The following is a 15,350-nucleotide window of genomic DNA, read 5'->3' on the forward strand; positions in this document are numbered from 1 at the left end:
CTGATAGACTAGTATAGTAACAATCTATGGCTCGCAAAGAGACCATGGCAGAAAGGAAATATTGCAAAATGAAAAAAGATATCCATCCAGAATATCGCCCAGTTGTCTTCATGGACACAACTACTGGTTACCAATTCCTTAGCGGTTCAACAAAACGCTCTAACGAAACAGTTGAGTTCGAAGGCGAAACTTACCCATTGATCCGTGTGGAAATTTCATCAGACTCACACCCATTCTACACTGGACGTCAAAAGTTCACTCAAGCAGATGGACGCGTGGATCGTTTCAACAAAAAATACGGTCTCAAATAATGATAAAAAGAACAGTTTCGACTGTTCTTTTTTTTCTTCTTTTTATGAACCAATCACTACTACTTTCTATTTGTCAACCATCACGCTGACACTATAATTGATCTCAAACGGAGTTAAAAAATATCGAAAAGAAGCTTGATATTGAGAATGGTCAAGATGATTGAAACTACGTAGCCTAGGATTGTATTCCACTTAGCATTGGTAAATTATCCCATCACTGACTTCTTAGAGGTCAGATAAATTAAGGGAAAAATCTCGAATGGAAGAGAGACCTTTTTGTAAGAAGACATCGGAATATTCACTTCCTAATCTTGTCTTTACCTATTTTATTGATTGTTTTTGAAAGAAATGTTGAAAATAGTTTTCTATTTCCAATTTATTCTTATTATATTAAATTTTGAAATGATTCTTAAGGAAAGCATGATAGTTAAAACAAGCAGAATCAGTATTGCAAAAAACCAGCGTTTTCTGACGCTGGCCTTTAAAACTGTGAAAAATTTTTCTCAACTAGATCGCTTCTGTAACAAAACTACGACTTTCCAATACTTTGAGCATAGCATTAGCTGTATCTAGGGCTGTGAAGAGTGGCACTCCGTGTTCAATGGCTGAACGGCGAATTTGCTCACCATCTTCGTCAGCAGTTCGTTTTGTTCCAACTGTGTTAATGATAGCTTGAATTCTTCCTTTACGAACAAAGCTTGGAATATCCTTATCGTCATCACCAATCTTACCAACAGGTTGGGCTTGCAATCCATGACTGGCAAAGAAGGCTGCTGTCCCTTCTGTCGCAAGGATTCCATAGCCAATATTTTGGAAACGACGAGCCAAGTCCAAGGCTTCTTCTTTGGCATCATCAGCGATGGTAAATACAACGTTACCAAAAGTTGGCAAGTGTAAGTAAGAAGCTTCAAAAGCCTTATAGAGAGCTTTTTCTAAAGTCGTATCAGAACCCATAACTTCCCCTGTTGACTTCATTTCAGGACCAAGTAAGCTGTCTACCTTAGCTAGTTTGGTAAAGGAGAAGACAGGTGCCTTGATATGAACGCGAGTACTTTCAGGGTAAAGTCCATCTTGGTAGCCAAGTTCTTCAAGTTTTTGATCAAGAATGAGCTTGGTTGCTACTTGAGCCATAGGGATATTGGTTACCTTAGAAAGGAATGGCACCGTACGGCTAGCACGTGGATTGACCTCAATAACATAGACTTTTTCATCCTTGATGACAAACTGGATGTTCATCATTCCAAGGCAGTTAAGACCGATTGCTAGGCGTTTAGTATAGTCTGCGATTGTTTCTTGCACCTTTTGTGACAAGGTTTGTGGTGGGTAAACGGCCATTGAGTCACCTGAGTGAACACCAGCACGTTCAATATGCTCCATGATACCTGGGATGAGGACATTTTGTCCGTCTGAAATGGCATCAACTTCGCATTCTTGCCCAACGATGTAAGAGTCAACAAGAACTGGGTGGTCTGGACTAGCCTTAACAGCAGTTCGCATGTAAGAACGAAGGTCTGCTTCGTTTTCAACGATTTCCATGGCACGTCCACCAAGTACATAAGATGGGCGGACAAGAACCGGGAAACCAATCTTGCGAGCCGCAAGAACTGCTTCTTCTTCATTGGTAGCCGTTTGTCCTGGTGGCTGTGGAATATCCAATTCTTTTAGGGCTTGCTCAAAGAGGTCACGGTCTTCGGCACGGTCTAGGTCAGCAACCTGTGTCCCAAGGATGGGCACACCTGCTTTTGCCAATGGCTCCGCAAGGTTGATAGCTGTTTGACCACCGAACTGAACGATAACTCCCTTTGGTTGTTCCAAGTCAATGACGTTCATAACGTCTTCGAATGTCAATGGCTCAAAGTAAAGCTTATCTGATACAGAGAAGTCTGTTGAAACGGTTTCTGGGTTTGAGTTCATGATGATAGCCTCATAACCAGCAGCTTGAATAGCCTTAACCGAGTGAACAGTTGCGTAGTCAAACTCGACCCCTTGACCGATACGGATTGGACCAGAACCTAGAACTAGAACGGATTCCTTATCAGACTTGATAGACTCGTTTTCCCAACCATAGGTTGAATAGAAATATGGCGTTTCAGAGTCGAACTCTGCAGCACAAGTATCGACCATCTTATAAACTGGAACAATCTTGTTTTCCAAACGAAGTTGGCGAACTTGGTCAGCTGTCGTTTCCCAGAGTTCAGCAACCTTACGGTCTGAAAATCCATTTAGTTTAGCTGTTTTCAGGACATCGACATCCTGAGGATGTGCGCCCAACTCCTGCTCAATTTCAAAGATGTGCAAGAGTTTATCAAGATAGAAGATATCAATCTTAGTCAATTCAGCAATTTCTTCTGGTGTGTAACCACGGCGAATAGCTTCTGATACATAGAAGAGACGATCATCTTGGGCTTTGACAACTTTTTCAATCAAGGCATCATCAGAAACGCCTGCAAGTTCAGTCATTTCATTGTGGTGAACGCCAATTTCAAGTGAACGACAAGCTTTAAGAAGCGACTCTTCGATGTTACGACCAATCGCCATGACTTCTCCAGTCGCCTTCATCTGAGTACCCAGACGGCGCTCACCCTTTTCAAACTTGTCAAATGGGAAACGTGGAATCTTGGCAACCACGTAGTCAAGGGCTGGCTCAAACATGGCATAGGTTGAACCTGTAACTGGGTTGATAACTTCATCCAAGGTCAAACCGACAGCAATCTTAGCAGCCAATTTGGCAATTGGATAACCTGTCGCCTTAGATGCAAGGGCTGACGAACGTGATACACGAGGGTTTACTTCGATGACGTAGTACTTGAAGCTGTGTGGATCAAGAGCCAGCTGAACGTTACATCCCCCTTCAATCTTTAGGGCGCGAATAATGCTCAAGCTCGCATCACGTAGCATTTGGTTTTCATAATCTGACATGGTTTGGGCAGGGGCAAATACGATGGAATCCCCTGTGTGAATCCCAACTGGGTCAAAGTTTTCCATGTTACAAACAACCAAAGCATTGTCAGCTGAGTCACGCATCACTTCGTATTCGATTTCCTTGAAACCTGCAATCGAACGTTCAATCAAACATTGGGTCACAGGTGACAATTTCAATCCATTTTCAGCGATTTCACGCAATTCTTCCTCATTAGCACACATTCCACCACCAGTACCACCAAGTGTAAAGGCTGGACGAACGATGACTGGGTAGCCAATTGTCGCTGCAAAGGCAACTGCTTCTTCGACTGTGTTGACAATTTCAGATTCTGGAATGGGTTGGTTGAGTTCTTCCATCAATTGTTTAAAGAGGTCACGGTCCTCCGCTTGGTCGATGGCAGATAGTTTAGTACCCAGAAGCTCAACACCAAGCTCATCAAGGATACCATTTTTAGATAATTCCATGGCCATGTTTAGACCTGTCTGACCACCGAGTGTTGGTAGCAAGGCATCTGGACGTTCCTTACGAAGAATTCGTGTCACAAACTCAAGTGTAATCGGTTCAATATAGACCTTGTCCGCAATCTCCTTGTCCGTCATGATGGTGGCAGGGTTTGAGTTAACCAAGACAACCTCATACCCTTCCTCTTTCAACGACAAGCAAGCCTGGGTCCCAGCATAGTCAAACTCAGCAGCCTGACCAATAATAATCGGACCAGAACCAATCACCATAATTTTTTGAATATCAGTACGTTTAGGCATAGTTTATGATACAAAGCCCGTAAAGAACACAGTAAAAATAGGAAACTCGGTGCAGACGCCTTCAGCGTCAAGACGATGTTTATCTTTTTCACACAGTTCTTAGGGCGTGTTCACTTCCGCGAACAATGTATCTTCTCCTTTCTATTCGGCAACTCTCGGGTTGCCATTAAATAAATTCTCCGACGAGCTTTTACTCGTTCTTAGTTTGATTGTTTAAAGGCTTCCATCATCTCGATAAACTCATCAAAGAGGTAGCTAGCGTCGTGTGGACCAGGGGCTGCGTCTGGGTGGTATTGAACAGAGAAAGCAGGTTGGTATCTGTGACGCACACCTTCAACTGACTTGTCATTGATTTCTTCGTGGGTAATAATCAAGTGTTCTGGCAAATCCTCACGGCTAACTGCATAACCATGGTTTTGGCTGGTGAAGTCTACTCGTCCTGTAGCAATTTCACGTACCGCATGGTTGAATCCACGGTGACCAAACTTCATCTTGTAAGTCTTTGCCCCGTTTGCCATAGCAAAGAGTTGATGTCCCATACAAATACCAAAGATTGGAATTTTTCCTTGCACACCACGAATCATGTCAAGTGCTTGTGGGACGTCTTCTGGGTTACCTGGCCCATTTGACAACATCACTCCGTCAGGATTAAGATGAAGAATTTCTTCAGCCGTTGTCGAATAAGGAACAACCGTCACGTTACAGTTGCGTTTAGAAAGTTCACGCAGGATTGAGTGCTTGAGACCAAAGTCAACTAGCACCACGCTCAAACCAACTCCTGGAGCTGGATATGAAGTTTTAGTAGAAACCTGCTTGATATTGTCTGTCGGCAAGACTGTCGCTTGGAGCTGATCCGTCACATGGTCCATGCTGTCCCCAACATGGGTCAGGGTTGCACGCATAGTACCATGCTTACGAATAATCTTGGTAAGGGCACGCGTATCAATCCCTGAAATACCAGGAATTTTCTTAGCTTTCAAAAATTCATCCAGCGTCATTTGATTGCGCCAGTTACTTGCTCGCCGCGCCTCTTCGAAAACGACAACTCCCTTACAAGTTGGAATGATGGATTCGTAATCATCACGATTAATTCCATAATTTCCTACCAAAGGATAAGTAAAGGTCAAGATTTGTCCATTATAAGACTGGTCTGTAATGGATTCTTGGTAGCCAGTCATCCCTGTATTAAAAACGATTTCGCCTGTTACATCAATATTTGCTCCGAAGGCCTTTCCTTCAAAAACTGTGCCATCTTCTAATACTAGAAGTCTTTTTGTCATATTTTCACCTCTCGTGGACGCTCACTGGCGTCTTTTAACGTCTTGTGTTTTAGTTGGCGTTTCTACTCGCCAGTACGGATTCTAAGATTGCCATTCGAACAAAGACACCATTGGTCATTTGTTGGACAATCCGTGATTTTGGTGCTTCAACCAAGTGATCTGCGATTTCTACATCACGATTAACTGGAGCTGGGTGCATAAGGATTGCTGTTTCTTTCAAACGGTCATAACGTTCTTGAGTCAAACCATGTTGGGCATGGTAGTCTTCTTTTGAAAAGACAGCTCCACTATCATGGCGTTCATGTTGCACACGGAGAAACATCATGACATCAACCTGATCAATGATTTCATCAATAGTTACAAACTGTCCATAGTCTGCAAACTCTTGACTTCTCCATTCCTCAGGTCCAGCAAAATAAAGTTCAGCTCCCAAGCGTTTCAAAATCTGCATATTGGATTTAGCAACGCGTGAGTGGTCCAAGTCACCTGCAATCGCAACCTTGAGACCCTCAAAGTGACCAAATTCCTCATAAATAGTCATCAAATCAAGCAAGCTCTGGCTAGGGTGTTGACCCGAACCATCTCCACCATTGATGATGGAAGTCGTAATCGTCGGACTTGCAATTAACTCTCTGTAGTAGTCAACCTCAGGGTGGCGAATCACACAGACATCCACTCCTAAAGCAGACAGAGTCAAAATGGTATCATAAAGTGTCTCACCCTTATTGACTGAACTAGTCTTCACATCAAAGTCAAGTCGCTCCAATCCCAGTTTAATCTCTGCCACTTCAAAGGACTTATGCGTTCGTGTAGAATCCTCAAAGAAAAGATTGGAAACAATCGGATGGTCCTCATAGGGAAGCTGAGCTCCATTTTTAAACTCAATTCCTCGCTTGATCAATTTCATCACTTGATCGACAGTGAGGTCTTCCATGGACACCACATGGTTTAATGCTTGTTGATTTACTGACATGGCTACTCCTTTAGCTTTCTAAGCTTCTTCAGTAATCAGAACTCTATCTTGGCCATCAAGTTCTGCCATCTCTACGATGATTTCTTCAGAACGACTAGTTGGTATGTTTTTTCCAACGTAATCTGGACGGATTGGCAATTCTCTATGTCCACGATCGACTAGAACTGCTAAACTCACGCGCGCAGGACGACCATGACCTACAATATTATCAATAGCAGCACGGATGGTACGACCTGTATAGAGCACATCATCCACCAAGATAACTTCGCGGTCTGTCACATCGACAGAAACCAAAGAAGTATCTTCTCCACTTTTAACATCATCACGGAAAGGTTTAGTATCCAATTCCACAACAGGAACTGAAAGATTTTCTAGCTGTTCCAAACGTTCTTGGATTCGGTGGGCGATAAAGACACCACGAGTTTTAATACCAGCCAAGACGATTTTATTCAAATCTTTGTTGCGTTCGATAATCTCATAAGTAATACGCGTAATCGCTCGTTTGACAGTCAATTCGTCTACAACTTCTTTTGCCTTCATGACAAACCTCCAAAAAGAAAAGTCTCCTTAAACAAGGAGACTTGAAATGTATAGCCAAGCGAGCCCTACTGCAAACAGTATAGACTTCACCCTACTACTTAATCGTTCTCCTTGCCTGCCTCACGGGACAGGTTTAAAGGAATATTTAGTTATCAAATACTATAGCACAAAGCATGCTTAAAATCAAGCAAAAACTTTTGAAACCCCATCTTATAAATTGCTTATAAATTGCTAAAGTCATATAACTGTGGGTACTGGTCACACTCTGGATTTTTAGGATGGCAAATGGCTCTTCCAAAATAAATCATGGCCTGATGGGCAGCTAACCACTGCTCCGGTGGCAAGATATCCATGACCCGCTTTTCCACCTCAAGCGGTGTCGCTGATTTTTTGACAATATCGTGGTGTTTGCAGATACGCTCCACATGAGTATCCACTGCAAAGGCTGGAATCCCAAAGCCCACACTCATGACAACATTGGCTGTCTTGCGACCAACTCCTGCAAGACTTTCCAATTCCTCACGTGTTTGAGGAACTTGGCCATCAAAATCATCTAGTAACTGTTGGGCACATTTTTTAAGGAATTTAGCCTTATTCCGATACAGTCCCAGGCGAGAAATGTGTGAAGCAATCTCACTCTCTGTCGCTACAGACATGGCTTGTGGCGTTGGAAAGGCAGCAAAGAGACCTGGTGTAGCCTTATTTACCGCTGCATCCGTTGTCTGAGCTGACAACATGACCGCAACTAGTAGTTCAAAATGATTGGTAAAATCAAGACTGGGCTTGGCATCTGGAAACAGAGCAATTATTTCTTCCAGCACTTTTCGTGCTCGTTTTTTTGACAAGACCATTATTCGTCTCCGTCAAATAGTCCTTGTAAGCCAGCAAAAGGACTGTTTTCTTCTTTCTTAACTGCCTGTTGGGCTTGGTATTCTTCTTCTGTCATGATTTGCCAGTCATTTCCTGAAACAAATCCTTGACCAGCCTCTTCTTCAGCCGTCAAGACCTTGATAGGAATGTTGAGAAGGATATTATCTGACACGCTCTCAGCAAGGTCAAGTTCTCCATTTTCGATAGGCAAGACCAAATCATCGTCTAAAACTTCCTGATCTAGTTGGTTAGTTGCACCTTCCATGAAAACTTCCGTTACTGGATAAGATTCAACTAACTCAACTGGTTCCATACTGCGACTTGAAGCAAGAACAATGGTATAAGATAGTTGATAATCTAAGAAATACATACGGTCTTCGTACTGTACTTTCCCAACTGCAAGGATATCTTTTACATCTAAAATTTCTTGATTGCGTGCACGCAGGTCTGCAGCTAGGTCTAAGGTTTGTTCAAAATGCAAGCCTTCAGACTGCTTACGAATTTCTTGAATATTTAATTTCATACTTCCTCCATAAAGATTTACTCTCTTGATTATACCATGAAAAGCCTACAAATCAGCCCACCAAACTTTTTAATTAACATTCGATTTTTTAACATGTTTACTATGACATTTTTTAGTGCCATACTATAGGCAATAATACATCAGAGCAAGGAGGATGCTCACATGAAAGACAAAGAACTCATTACTAATGCAACCCAACTCCTATCCGAGTTAAATAAAAGTTTCCAAAGCTGCAAACAGGGTAGGGCAGATGATATTCGACTGCAAGAGCTGCTAAACACTACTCTGCAAGAGCTCAAAAAAGCGGAAAAGTTGGACAACAGTATTTTAATCGACCTTGAGAAATTTTACCAACGTACCAGTCTTCTGATTGGTCTTGGTAGCCTAAAACTGAATGATCAAGCACGCACTGCTTGGCGAAACTATGATAAATTCCATTACGAGCATATCAAACACGTACTGACTCTCTATGGACCTGTTTTCGGATTTTAGAGATTAGAATTGTCAGTTTTCTGTTGACAAAATTTCCTTAAAGGTATAGGATAAAGATACTAATACTCGGAGGTAAGGGAGACATGAACAACTAAGTCTATCAAATAAAGAAACTTTATTTAGTAGATCTTGTTTTTGTCTCTTTTTGTGTGCTCTTTTCATACTAGATTTTCTAGTATCTTATCCTCATTGAAAATCAAAAAACTAGAAGGCTAACCATCTGCTCCTCTTGAGTTGGATTAGGCAATCCTAAGCTAGTTTGACGAGCTTTTCAACGAGGATAATAGAGTTTTGACAGTGACTTTGGGCTCTACTAAGTAAAGTAGAGCTTTTTGTTATGCACTATCGACATTCTAGAAAGGGCAATCATATGATAAAAATCAATCACCTGACCATCACCCAAAACAAAGATTTACGAGACCTTGTCTCAGACTTAAACATGACCATCCAAAACGAAGAGAAGGTCGCTATTATTGGCGAAGAAGGAAATGGTAAATCGACCTTGCTTAAAACTTTAATGGGGGAAACTTTGCCTGATTTCACTATCAGGGGAGACATTCAATCTGATTATCAATCAATAGCCTACATTCCTCAAAAACTCCCCGAGGACCTGAAAAAGAGAAGTCTACATGACTACTTCTTTTTGGATTCTGCTGATTTAGACTACAGTATTCTTTATCGTTTGGCTGAGGAGTTGCACTTTGATAGCGATCGCTTTGCTAGTGACCAAGAGATCGGGAGCCTTTCGGGGGGCGAAGCTTTGAAAATTCAGCTCATCCATGAGTTAGCCAAACCCTTTGAGATTCTATTTTTAGATGAACCTTCAAATGACCTGGACCTTGAAACAGTTGATTGGCTAAAAGGTCAGATTCGAAAGATTCGGCAAACCGTTATTTTCATTTCCCATGATGAAGACTTTCTTTCTGAAACGGCTGATACTATTGTCCACTTGCGACTGGTCAAGCACCGTAAAGAAGCAGAAACGCTAGTAGAGCATTTAGACTATGATAGCTATAGTGACCAAAGAAAGGCTAATTTTGTCAGACAAAGCCAGCAAGCTGCTAACGACCAAAGAGCCTACGATAAAACCATGGAAAAACATCGGCGAGTCAAGCAAAATGTAGAAACTGCACTTCGAGCTACCAAAGACAGTACTGCCGGTCGCCTATTGGCTAAAAAGATGAAAACTGTCCTCTCACAAGAAAAACGCTACGAAAGGGCAGCTCAGTCCATGACCCAAAAGCCACTTGAAGAGGAAGAAATCAGACTTTTCTTCTCAGACATCCAACCATTACCGGCTTCTAAAGTCTTAATCCAACTGGAAAAAGAAAATTTGTCCATTGGCGACCAAGTTTTGGCTCAAGAACTACAACTAACTGTCCGTGGGCAAGAAAAAATTGGTATTATCGGGCCAAATGGTGTTGGGAAATCAACTCTGTTAGCCAAGTTTCAACAACTGCTAAGTCAAAAAAGAGAGATTTCACTTGGTTTTATGCCACAAGATTACCACAAAAAACTGCAATTGGATTTATCACCAATAACCTATCTCAGCAAAACTGGTGAAAAAGAGGAACTGCAGAAAATCCAATCTCACCTAGCCAGTCTCAATTTCAGTTATCAAGAGATGCACCACCAAATTCGCTCCTTATCCGGCGGGCAACAGGGGAAACTTCTGCTTTTGGATTTAGTGCTACGAAAACCAAACTTTCTACTTCTGGATGAACCAACACGAAACTTTTCACCCACTTCTCAACCCGAAATTAGAAAACTCTTTGCCACTTATCCAGGCGGACTTATCACTGTTTCGCATGACCGTCGTTTCTTAAAAGAGGTCTGTTCAATAATCTATCGCTTAACAGAAAAAGGATTAGAAGCAGTTGATTTACAAGATTTATAAATTTGCAACATAGCAAAAATCCAGAGGTCGTCTCTGGATTCTTTTTACATCTGTTTTAAACGTTCAATCCGTTCTGAGATAGGTGGGTGGGTATAAAAGAGTTTTTGGAACCCTCCACCTTTCTTGGGATCATTGATATAAAGTGCACTGCTGGCATCATCGACAGGACGACTCATCGGTTTACTATTATCCAACTTACGTAGAGCATTAATCATCCCTTGAGGATTGCGAGTCAACTCAACACTAGAAGCATCAGCTAGGAATTCCCTCTGACGAGAAATAGCTAGTTGCACCAAGGTTGCAGCAAGAGGGGCCAGCACAATAGCTAGTAGAGAAACCACTAGCATAATGATTTCAAGACCATTTCCATCTCTATCATCGTCACTTCGTCTGCGACCTGCTCCACCCCACCACATCATACGACCTGCCATACTAGAAAGCATGGTGATAGCACTAGCAAGGGCGACAGCAATAGTTGAAATGCGGATATCGTAGTTACGAATATGACTGACTTCATGTCCCATAACAGCTTCTAGTTCTTCACGATTCATGATAGCTAGGAGACCTGACGTCGCAGCAACCGCTGCGTTTTGAGGGTTAGAACCTGTAGCAAAGGCATTTAAGGCTGGATCATCAATGATGAAAACACGGGGCATAGGAATCTGAGCGACCATAGCCATATCTTCTACTACATGGTAGAGGTCTGGTGCCGTTTGCTCATCCACCTCACGCGCTCCATTCATGGACATGACAATCTCTGTCGATTGAAAAATCATGGACAAGGCATAGATAAAGCCGATAATCAGTGCGATAACTAAACCACCAAGCCCAGACCGCATAAAGAGGTAACCAACCGCATAGCCAACAAGAGCTAAGAGTAGGAAAAATACCAGCAACAAAATCCAGGTTCTTCGTTTATTGCTTGCAATTTGATCAAACAACATTTTAGTCACCTAAACCGCTAAAATCAACTTTAGGAACTGCCTTTTCCTCTTCTGGTGTTTGAAGGAAATCTGCTGCTTTAAATCCAAACATTCCAGCGATAATATTGCTTGGGAAAGTTTCTAATTTTACATTGTAGTTGCTGACAACACTGTTGTAGAGTTGACGAGAGTAAGAAATTTTATTTTCTGTGTTTGTCAACTCCTCTTGCAATTTAACAAAGTTGGCACTAGCTTTCAAGTCTGGGTAGCTTTCTGCAACTGCAAAAATACCTGAAACTTGACGAGTAAGGGCATCACTAGCTTTCATAGCTTCTGCTGGTGAAGTCGCTGCTGCCACTTGGTTACGTAGTTCTGCCACCTTTTCAAGGGTAGAACCTTCATATTTAGCATAACCTTTTACAGTCTCAATCAAGTTTGGCAAGAGGTCATTTCGACGTTTCAACTGAACATCAATCTGACTCCAAGCCTCCTTTGTCTGCATACGATTCTTAACCAAACCGTTATAGCTAACAATCACAAAAATCACAATAAGAGCTAAAACTCCAAGAATAATCCAAGTCATTATATAAGTCCTTTCTGCTTTTAGATTAGTACCAGTATATCAAATTTTTAATGATTGTGGTAAAATAAGATGATACTAAAGAAGGAAAAAACTATGAAACCAGAAACATTTTACAACTTGCTTGCCGAGCAAAATCTTTCACTTTCTGACCAGCAAAAAAAACAATTTGAACGTTATTTTGAACTCTTGGTCGAGTGGAATGAAAAAATCAATCTAACAGCTATTACAGACAAGGATGAAATTTATCTCAAACATTTTTACGATTCGATTGCACCCATTCTTCAAGGTTTGATTCCCAATGAAACTATCAAACTGCTTGATATTGGAGCCGGGGCAGGATTTCCTAGTCTACCTATGAAAATCCTCTATCCTCAGCTAGATGTGACCATCATTGATTCTCTCAACAAGCGCATCAACTTCCTCCAACTTTTGGCTCAAGAGCTAGATTTGAGCGGTGTTCATTTCTACCACGGTCGTGCAGAAGATTTTGCCCAAGATAAAAACTTCCGTGCTCAATATGATTTTGTAACAGCTCGTGCGGTTGCCCGTATGCAGGTCTTGTCTGAATTGACTATTCCCTACCTTAAAGTTGGCGGAAAACTATTGGCTCTCAAGGCCAGCAATGCGCCTGAGGAATTATTAGAAGCTAAGAATGCCCTCAACCTCCTTTTTAGTAAGGTCGAAGACAATCTCAGCTACGCTCTACCTAATGGAGATTCGCGTTATATCTCAGTGGTAGAAAAGAAAAAAGAAACACCAAATAAATATCCAAGAAAGGCTGGCATGCCCAACAAACGCCCACTTTAAATTTTTTAGTAAAAAATATTTACAAAGTCAGCCTCGCTCTTTTATTTTTAGGCTCGGGAAAAAATGATTTACAAAATCAACCTCGCTCTCTTATTTTCGGGCTCAGGAAAAAATGATTTACAAAATCAACCTCGCTCTCTTATTTTCGGGCTCGGGAAAAAATGATTTACAAAATCATTTTTTTCTGCTATACTATCCTAAGCAAAGGTTTTTAATGTCATCCCGTGAGGTGACGAAGACGCAGAAATATTTAAAACTCTTTAAAGTCTAGATTTTAGAGAAGTCTTACTCTGAGGGCCTATTGCTGTAAAATAATGGGCTCTTTTTTGATGCCCAAAAGTGAGGTTTATATGAAACAAGAATCAACTGTTGATTTGTTACTAGACGTTGACCAACGTCCTTCGGCTGGGAAAGGAATTCTCCTTAGCTTCCAACACGTTTTCGCCATGTTTGGTGCAACCATCTTGGTACCATTGATTTTGGGAATGCCTGTATCTGTTGCCCTTTTTGCTTCAGGTGTAGGAACACTCATCTACATGATCGCAACTGGTTTTAGAGTTCCAGTTTATCTAGGATCATCATTCGCCTTTATCACAGCTATGTCCCTAGCTATGAAGGAACTAGGAGGGGATGTATCAGCTGCACAAACAGGGGTTATCCTTACAGGTTTTATCTATGTCCTTGTGGCTGCAAGTGTTCGTTTTGCGGGTACAAAATGGATTGATAAACTCTTGCCACCAATCATCATCGGACCTATGATTATCGTTATCGGTCTTGGACTTGCAGGTTCAGCTGTTACCAATGCTGGTCTTGTAGCAGACGGGAATTGGAAAAATGCTCTTGTAGCCGTTGTTACTTTCTTGATTGCTGCCTTTATCAATACAAAGGGAAAAGGCTTCCTACGAATCATTCCATTCCTCTTTGCCATTATCGGTGGTTACCTCTTCGCACTAACTCTTGGCTTGGTTGACTTTACACCAGTCCTTAAAGCTAACTGGTTTGAAATTCCTGGTTTCTACTTGCCATTTAGTACTGGTGGTGCCTTTAAAGAATACAATCTTTACTTTGGTCCAGAAACTATCGCTATCTTGCCAATCGCTATCGTAACAATTTCTGAACATATCGGAGACCATACTGTTTTGGGTCAAATCTGTGGCCGTCAATTCTTGAAAGAACCAGGTCTTCACCGTACACTTCTTGGTGACGGTATCGCAACTTCTGTTTCTGCCTTCCTTGGTGGACCAGCCAATACAACTTACGGAGAAAATACAGGGGTTATCGGTATGACTCGTATCGCTTCTGTCTCAGTTATCCGTAACGCTGCCTTCATCGCAATTGCCCTTAGCTTCCTTGGTAAATTCACTGCCTTGATTTCAACTATTCCAAACGCTGTACTTGGTGGTATGTCAATCCTTCTCTATGGAGTTATCGCCAGCAACGGTTTGAAAGTCTTGATCAAAGAACGTGTTGATTTCGCTCAAATGCGTAACCTAATCATCGCAAGTGCTATGTTGGTACTTGGACTTGGAGGAGCAATCCTTAAACTTGGTCCAGTTACCCTTTCAGGTACTGCCCTATCAGCCATGACAGGAATCATCTTGAACTTAATCTTGCCATACGAAAATAAAGACTAAATGTCTTGACACAAAAAGTCCGCTCAGACAACTGAGTGGACTTTTCTAATTTTTAAGTCCCCCAAGCAACCAATAGATAGATCAGGCTAGAACCAAACATATCTGCTAAAGCATGCATGAGAAAGAATGGAAGGAGATTTTTAATTTTATATTTGTATAAGAAATAATAGAATAAGCCATAAACTACACCGATTACCAAAGCCCATACTAATCCTTGATAGGTGTGGAAGGAAATACGAATAATCGTAGAATAAAGCAAAACCAACCACTTGTGTTTTTCCTTCACTGAAGTTAACAAACCTAGAAAGAAAAATTCTTCATAAAATCCATTAAGCAAGGCATAGGCAATCGCTATCGGGCTGAGAGCTAAGAACTTCCCTATTATTTGCGTGAAATCTATATAGGCAAAAAGGTCTGGATTAAAGTAATTATATTTACCAGTGAGAGTTGTAACCAAGTCTCCAAACAATCCCACTAAAGCAAATATAAATGGAACCCAAAAGATAATGGACCAATTCCAGTGAATAGGAAGCTGTTTAAAATCATAATTTCGAATCAAAAGATAGAGTAAGGTCACAGCCAATAATATAGCTTGCAGGGTAAAATTACTAAAATAAGCAGCACCTTCGCTTGCAGCCTGTCTAACTATCCCTTCTGTACTTGATGCACCCGTTGGAAACGTATTTGCTAAAAATAGCTCGGTTGAACGAATTATAAACTGACCAAACATTATGATCGTAATAATCACAATGTCAAACCATCTCAAGTATTTTAAAGGTTTAGATGGATGTATTTTTTTAAAAATATTCATATCTTCTCCAGGTATTCTATAC

General features: G+C 41.3%; 14 protein-coding genes and 1 pseudogene. 5 read left to right on the forward strand and 10 right to left on the reverse strand.

What is annotated here, in order from left to right; all coding sequences use genetic code 11:
* Positions 1-68 precede the first annotated feature (68 nt).
* On the forward strand, positions 69-311 hold the full coding sequence (locus D8855_RS03345) for a type B 50S ribosomal protein L31 (protein ID WP_000710764.1): 243 nt from the start codon (positions 69-71) through the stop codon (positions 309-311).
* A 113-nt stretch (positions 312-424) separates the two neighbouring features.
* On the opposite strand, the pseudogene D8855_RS03350 reads toward D8855_RS03345, so the two are convergent.
* From D8855_RS03350 to D8855_RS03380, 7 genes and pseudogenes are all read right to left on the reverse strand, one after another.
* A pseudogene (locus tag D8855_RS03350) lies at positions 425-580 on the reverse strand (Nramp family divalent metal transporter); the annotation flags it as partial.
* A 238-nt stretch (positions 581-818) separates the two neighbouring features.
* Positions 819-3,995 carry a carbamoyl-phosphate synthase large subunit gene (gene carB, locus D8855_RS03355; RefSeq protein WP_049510841.1) on the reverse strand — a complete coding sequence of 1,059 codons (3,177 nt, stop codon included), beginning with the start codon at positions 3,993-3,995 and terminating at the stop codon, positions 819-821.
* Between the two features lie 200 nt (positions 3,996-4,195).
* The gene (locus tag D8855_RS03360; protein WP_004260122.1) at positions 4,196-5,275 is read right to left on the reverse strand and encodes a carbamoyl phosphate synthase small subunit; all 1,080 of its coding nucleotides are present in this window, start codon (positions 5,273-5,275) and stop codon (positions 4,196-4,198) included.
* Positions 5,276-5,324: 49 nt separating this feature from the next.
* Positions 5,325-6,248, reverse strand: a complete 924-nt coding sequence (locus D8855_RS03365) for an aspartate carbamoyltransferase catalytic subunit (RefSeq protein WP_000115770.1) — start codon at positions 6,246-6,248, stop codon at positions 5,325-5,327.
* A gap of 18 nt (positions 6,249-6,266) precedes the next feature.
* Complete coding sequence (gene pyrR / locus D8855_RS03370) at positions 6,267-6,788, reverse strand: bifunctional pyr operon transcriptional regulator/uracil phosphoribosyltransferase PyrR (protein WP_000644747.1); 522 nt, start codon at positions 6,786-6,788, stop codon at positions 6,267-6,269.
* A gap of 221 nt (positions 6,789-7,009) precedes the next feature.
* Positions 7,010-7,639 (reverse strand): endonuclease III, encoded by a 630-nt coding sequence (gene nth, locus D8855_RS03375; RefSeq protein WP_000244443.1) that lies wholly within the window; start codon positions 7,637-7,639, stop codon positions 7,010-7,012.
* Positions 7,639-8,181, reverse strand: coding sequence for a YceD family protein (locus D8855_RS03380; RefSeq protein WP_000773212.1), 543 nt, complete (start codon positions 8,179-8,181; stop codon positions 7,639-7,641). The genes nth and D8855_RS03380 overlap by 1 nt, the downstream gene beginning before the upstream one ends.
* Before the next feature lie 162 nt (positions 8,182-8,343).
* On the opposite strand from D8855_RS03380, the gene D8855_RS03385 reads away from it, so the two are divergent.
* Together D8855_RS03385 and D8855_RS03390 are read left to right on the forward strand one after the other, a co-directional pair.
* Complete coding sequence (locus D8855_RS03385; RefSeq protein WP_000653208.1) at positions 8,344-8,673, forward strand: hypothetical protein; 330 nt, start codon at positions 8,344-8,346, stop codon at positions 8,671-8,673.
* A 337-nt stretch (positions 8,674-9,010) separates the two neighbouring features.
* The gene (locus tag D8855_RS03390) at positions 9,011-10,570 is read left to right on the forward strand and encodes an ATP-binding cassette domain-containing protein (RefSeq protein WP_125416006.1); all 1,560 of its coding nucleotides are present in this window, start codon (positions 9,011-9,013) and stop codon (positions 10,568-10,570) included.
* 44 nt (positions 10,571-10,614) lie between these two features.
* Here D8855_RS03390 and htpX read toward each other — a convergent pair whose 3' ends face one another.
* On the reverse strand, positions 10,615-11,514 hold the full coding sequence (htpX, locus tag D8855_RS03395; RefSeq protein ID WP_125416009.1) for a zinc metalloprotease HtpX: 900 nt from the start codon (positions 11,512-11,514) through the stop codon (positions 10,615-10,617).
* A gap of 1 nt (position 11,515) precedes the next feature.
* Positions 11,516-12,076, reverse strand: a complete 561-nt coding sequence (locus tag D8855_RS03400) for a LemA family protein (protein WP_000219833.1) — start codon at positions 12,074-12,076, stop codon at positions 11,516-11,518.
* Positions 12,077-12,169: 93 nt separating this feature from the next.
* Between D8855_RS03400 and rsmG the strand changes: the two genes are divergently transcribed.
* Complete coding sequence (gene rsmG, locus D8855_RS03405) at positions 12,170-12,883, forward strand: 16S rRNA (guanine(527)-N(7))-methyltransferase RsmG (protein ID WP_125416012.1); 714 nt, start codon at positions 12,170-12,172, stop codon at positions 12,881-12,883.
* A 350-nt stretch (positions 12,884-13,233) separates the two neighbouring features.
* The gene (locus D8855_RS03410) at positions 13,234-14,517 is read left to right on the forward strand and encodes a uracil-xanthine permease family protein (RefSeq protein WP_004239507.1); all 1,284 of its coding nucleotides are present in this window, start codon (positions 13,234-13,236) and stop codon (positions 14,515-14,517) included.
* A 52-nt stretch (positions 14,518-14,569) separates the two neighbouring features.
* Here the strand turns inward: D8855_RS03410 and D8855_RS03415 are convergent, their stop codons facing one another.
* Positions 14,570-15,328, reverse strand: coding sequence for a CPBP family intramembrane glutamic endopeptidase (locus tag D8855_RS03415; protein ID WP_049491495.1), 759 nt, complete (start codon positions 15,326-15,328; stop codon positions 14,570-14,572).
* Between the last annotated feature and the right edge of the window lie 22 nt (positions 15,329-15,350).

Source organism: Streptococcus mitis (assembly GCF_003942685.1).
GTDB classification, from domain to species: domain Bacteria; phylum Bacillota; class Bacilli; order Lactobacillales; family Streptococcaceae; genus Streptococcus; species Streptococcus mitis_CD.

Bases quoted from the DNA above. Each gene is read 5' to 3' on its own strand.
- D8855_RS03385 (WP_000653208.1), top strand. From the start codon at position 8,344: ATGAAAGACAAAGAACTCATTACTAATGCAACCCAACTCCTATCCGAG.
- D8855_RS03360 (WP_004260122.1), bottom strand. From the start codon at position 5,275: ATGACAAAAAGACTTCTAGTATTAGAAGATGGCACAGTTTTTGAAGGA.
- D8855_RS03365 (WP_000115770.1), bottom strand. From the start codon at position 6,248: ATGTCAGTAAATCAACAAGCATTAAACCATGTGGTGTCCATGGAAGAC.
- nth (WP_000244443.1), bottom strand. From the start codon at position 7,639: ATGGTCTTGTCAAAAAAACGAGCACGAAAAGTGCTGGAAGAAATAATT.
- D8855_RS03415 (WP_049491495.1), bottom strand. From the start codon at position 15,328: ATGAATATTTTTAAAAAAATACATCCATCTAAACCTTTAAAATACTTG.
- D8855_RS03390 (WP_125416006.1), top strand. From the start codon at position 9,011: ATGCACTATCGACATTCTAGAAAGGGCAATCATATGATAAAAATCAAT.
- D8855_RS03410 (WP_004239507.1), top strand. From the start codon at position 13,234: ATGAAACAAGAATCAACTGTTGATTTGTTACTAGACGTTGACCAACGT.
- rsmG (WP_125416012.1), top strand. From the start codon at position 12,170: ATGAAACCAGAAACATTTTACAACTTGCTTGCCGAGCAAAATCTTTCA.
- carB (WP_049510841.1), bottom strand. From the start codon at position 3,995: ATGCCTAAACGTACTGATATTCAAAAAATTATGGTGATTGGTTCTGGT.
- D8855_RS03345 (WP_000710764.1), top strand. From the start codon at position 69: ATGAAAAAAGATATCCATCCAGAATATCGCCCAGTTGTCTTCATGGAC.
- htpX (WP_125416009.1), bottom strand. From the start codon at position 11,514: ATGTTGTTTGATCAAATTGCAAGCAATAAACGAAGAACCTGGATTTTG.
- D8855_RS03380 (WP_000773212.1), bottom strand. From the start codon at position 8,181: ATGAAATTAAATATTCAAGAAATTCGTAAGCAGTCTGAAGGCTTGCAT.
- pyrR (WP_000644747.1), bottom strand. From the start codon at position 6,788: ATGAAGGCAAAAGAAGTTGTAGACGAATTGACTGTCAAACGAGCGATT.
- D8855_RS03400 (WP_000219833.1), bottom strand. From the start codon at position 12,076: ATGACTTGGATTATTCTTGGAGTTTTAGCTCTTATTGTGATTTTTGTG.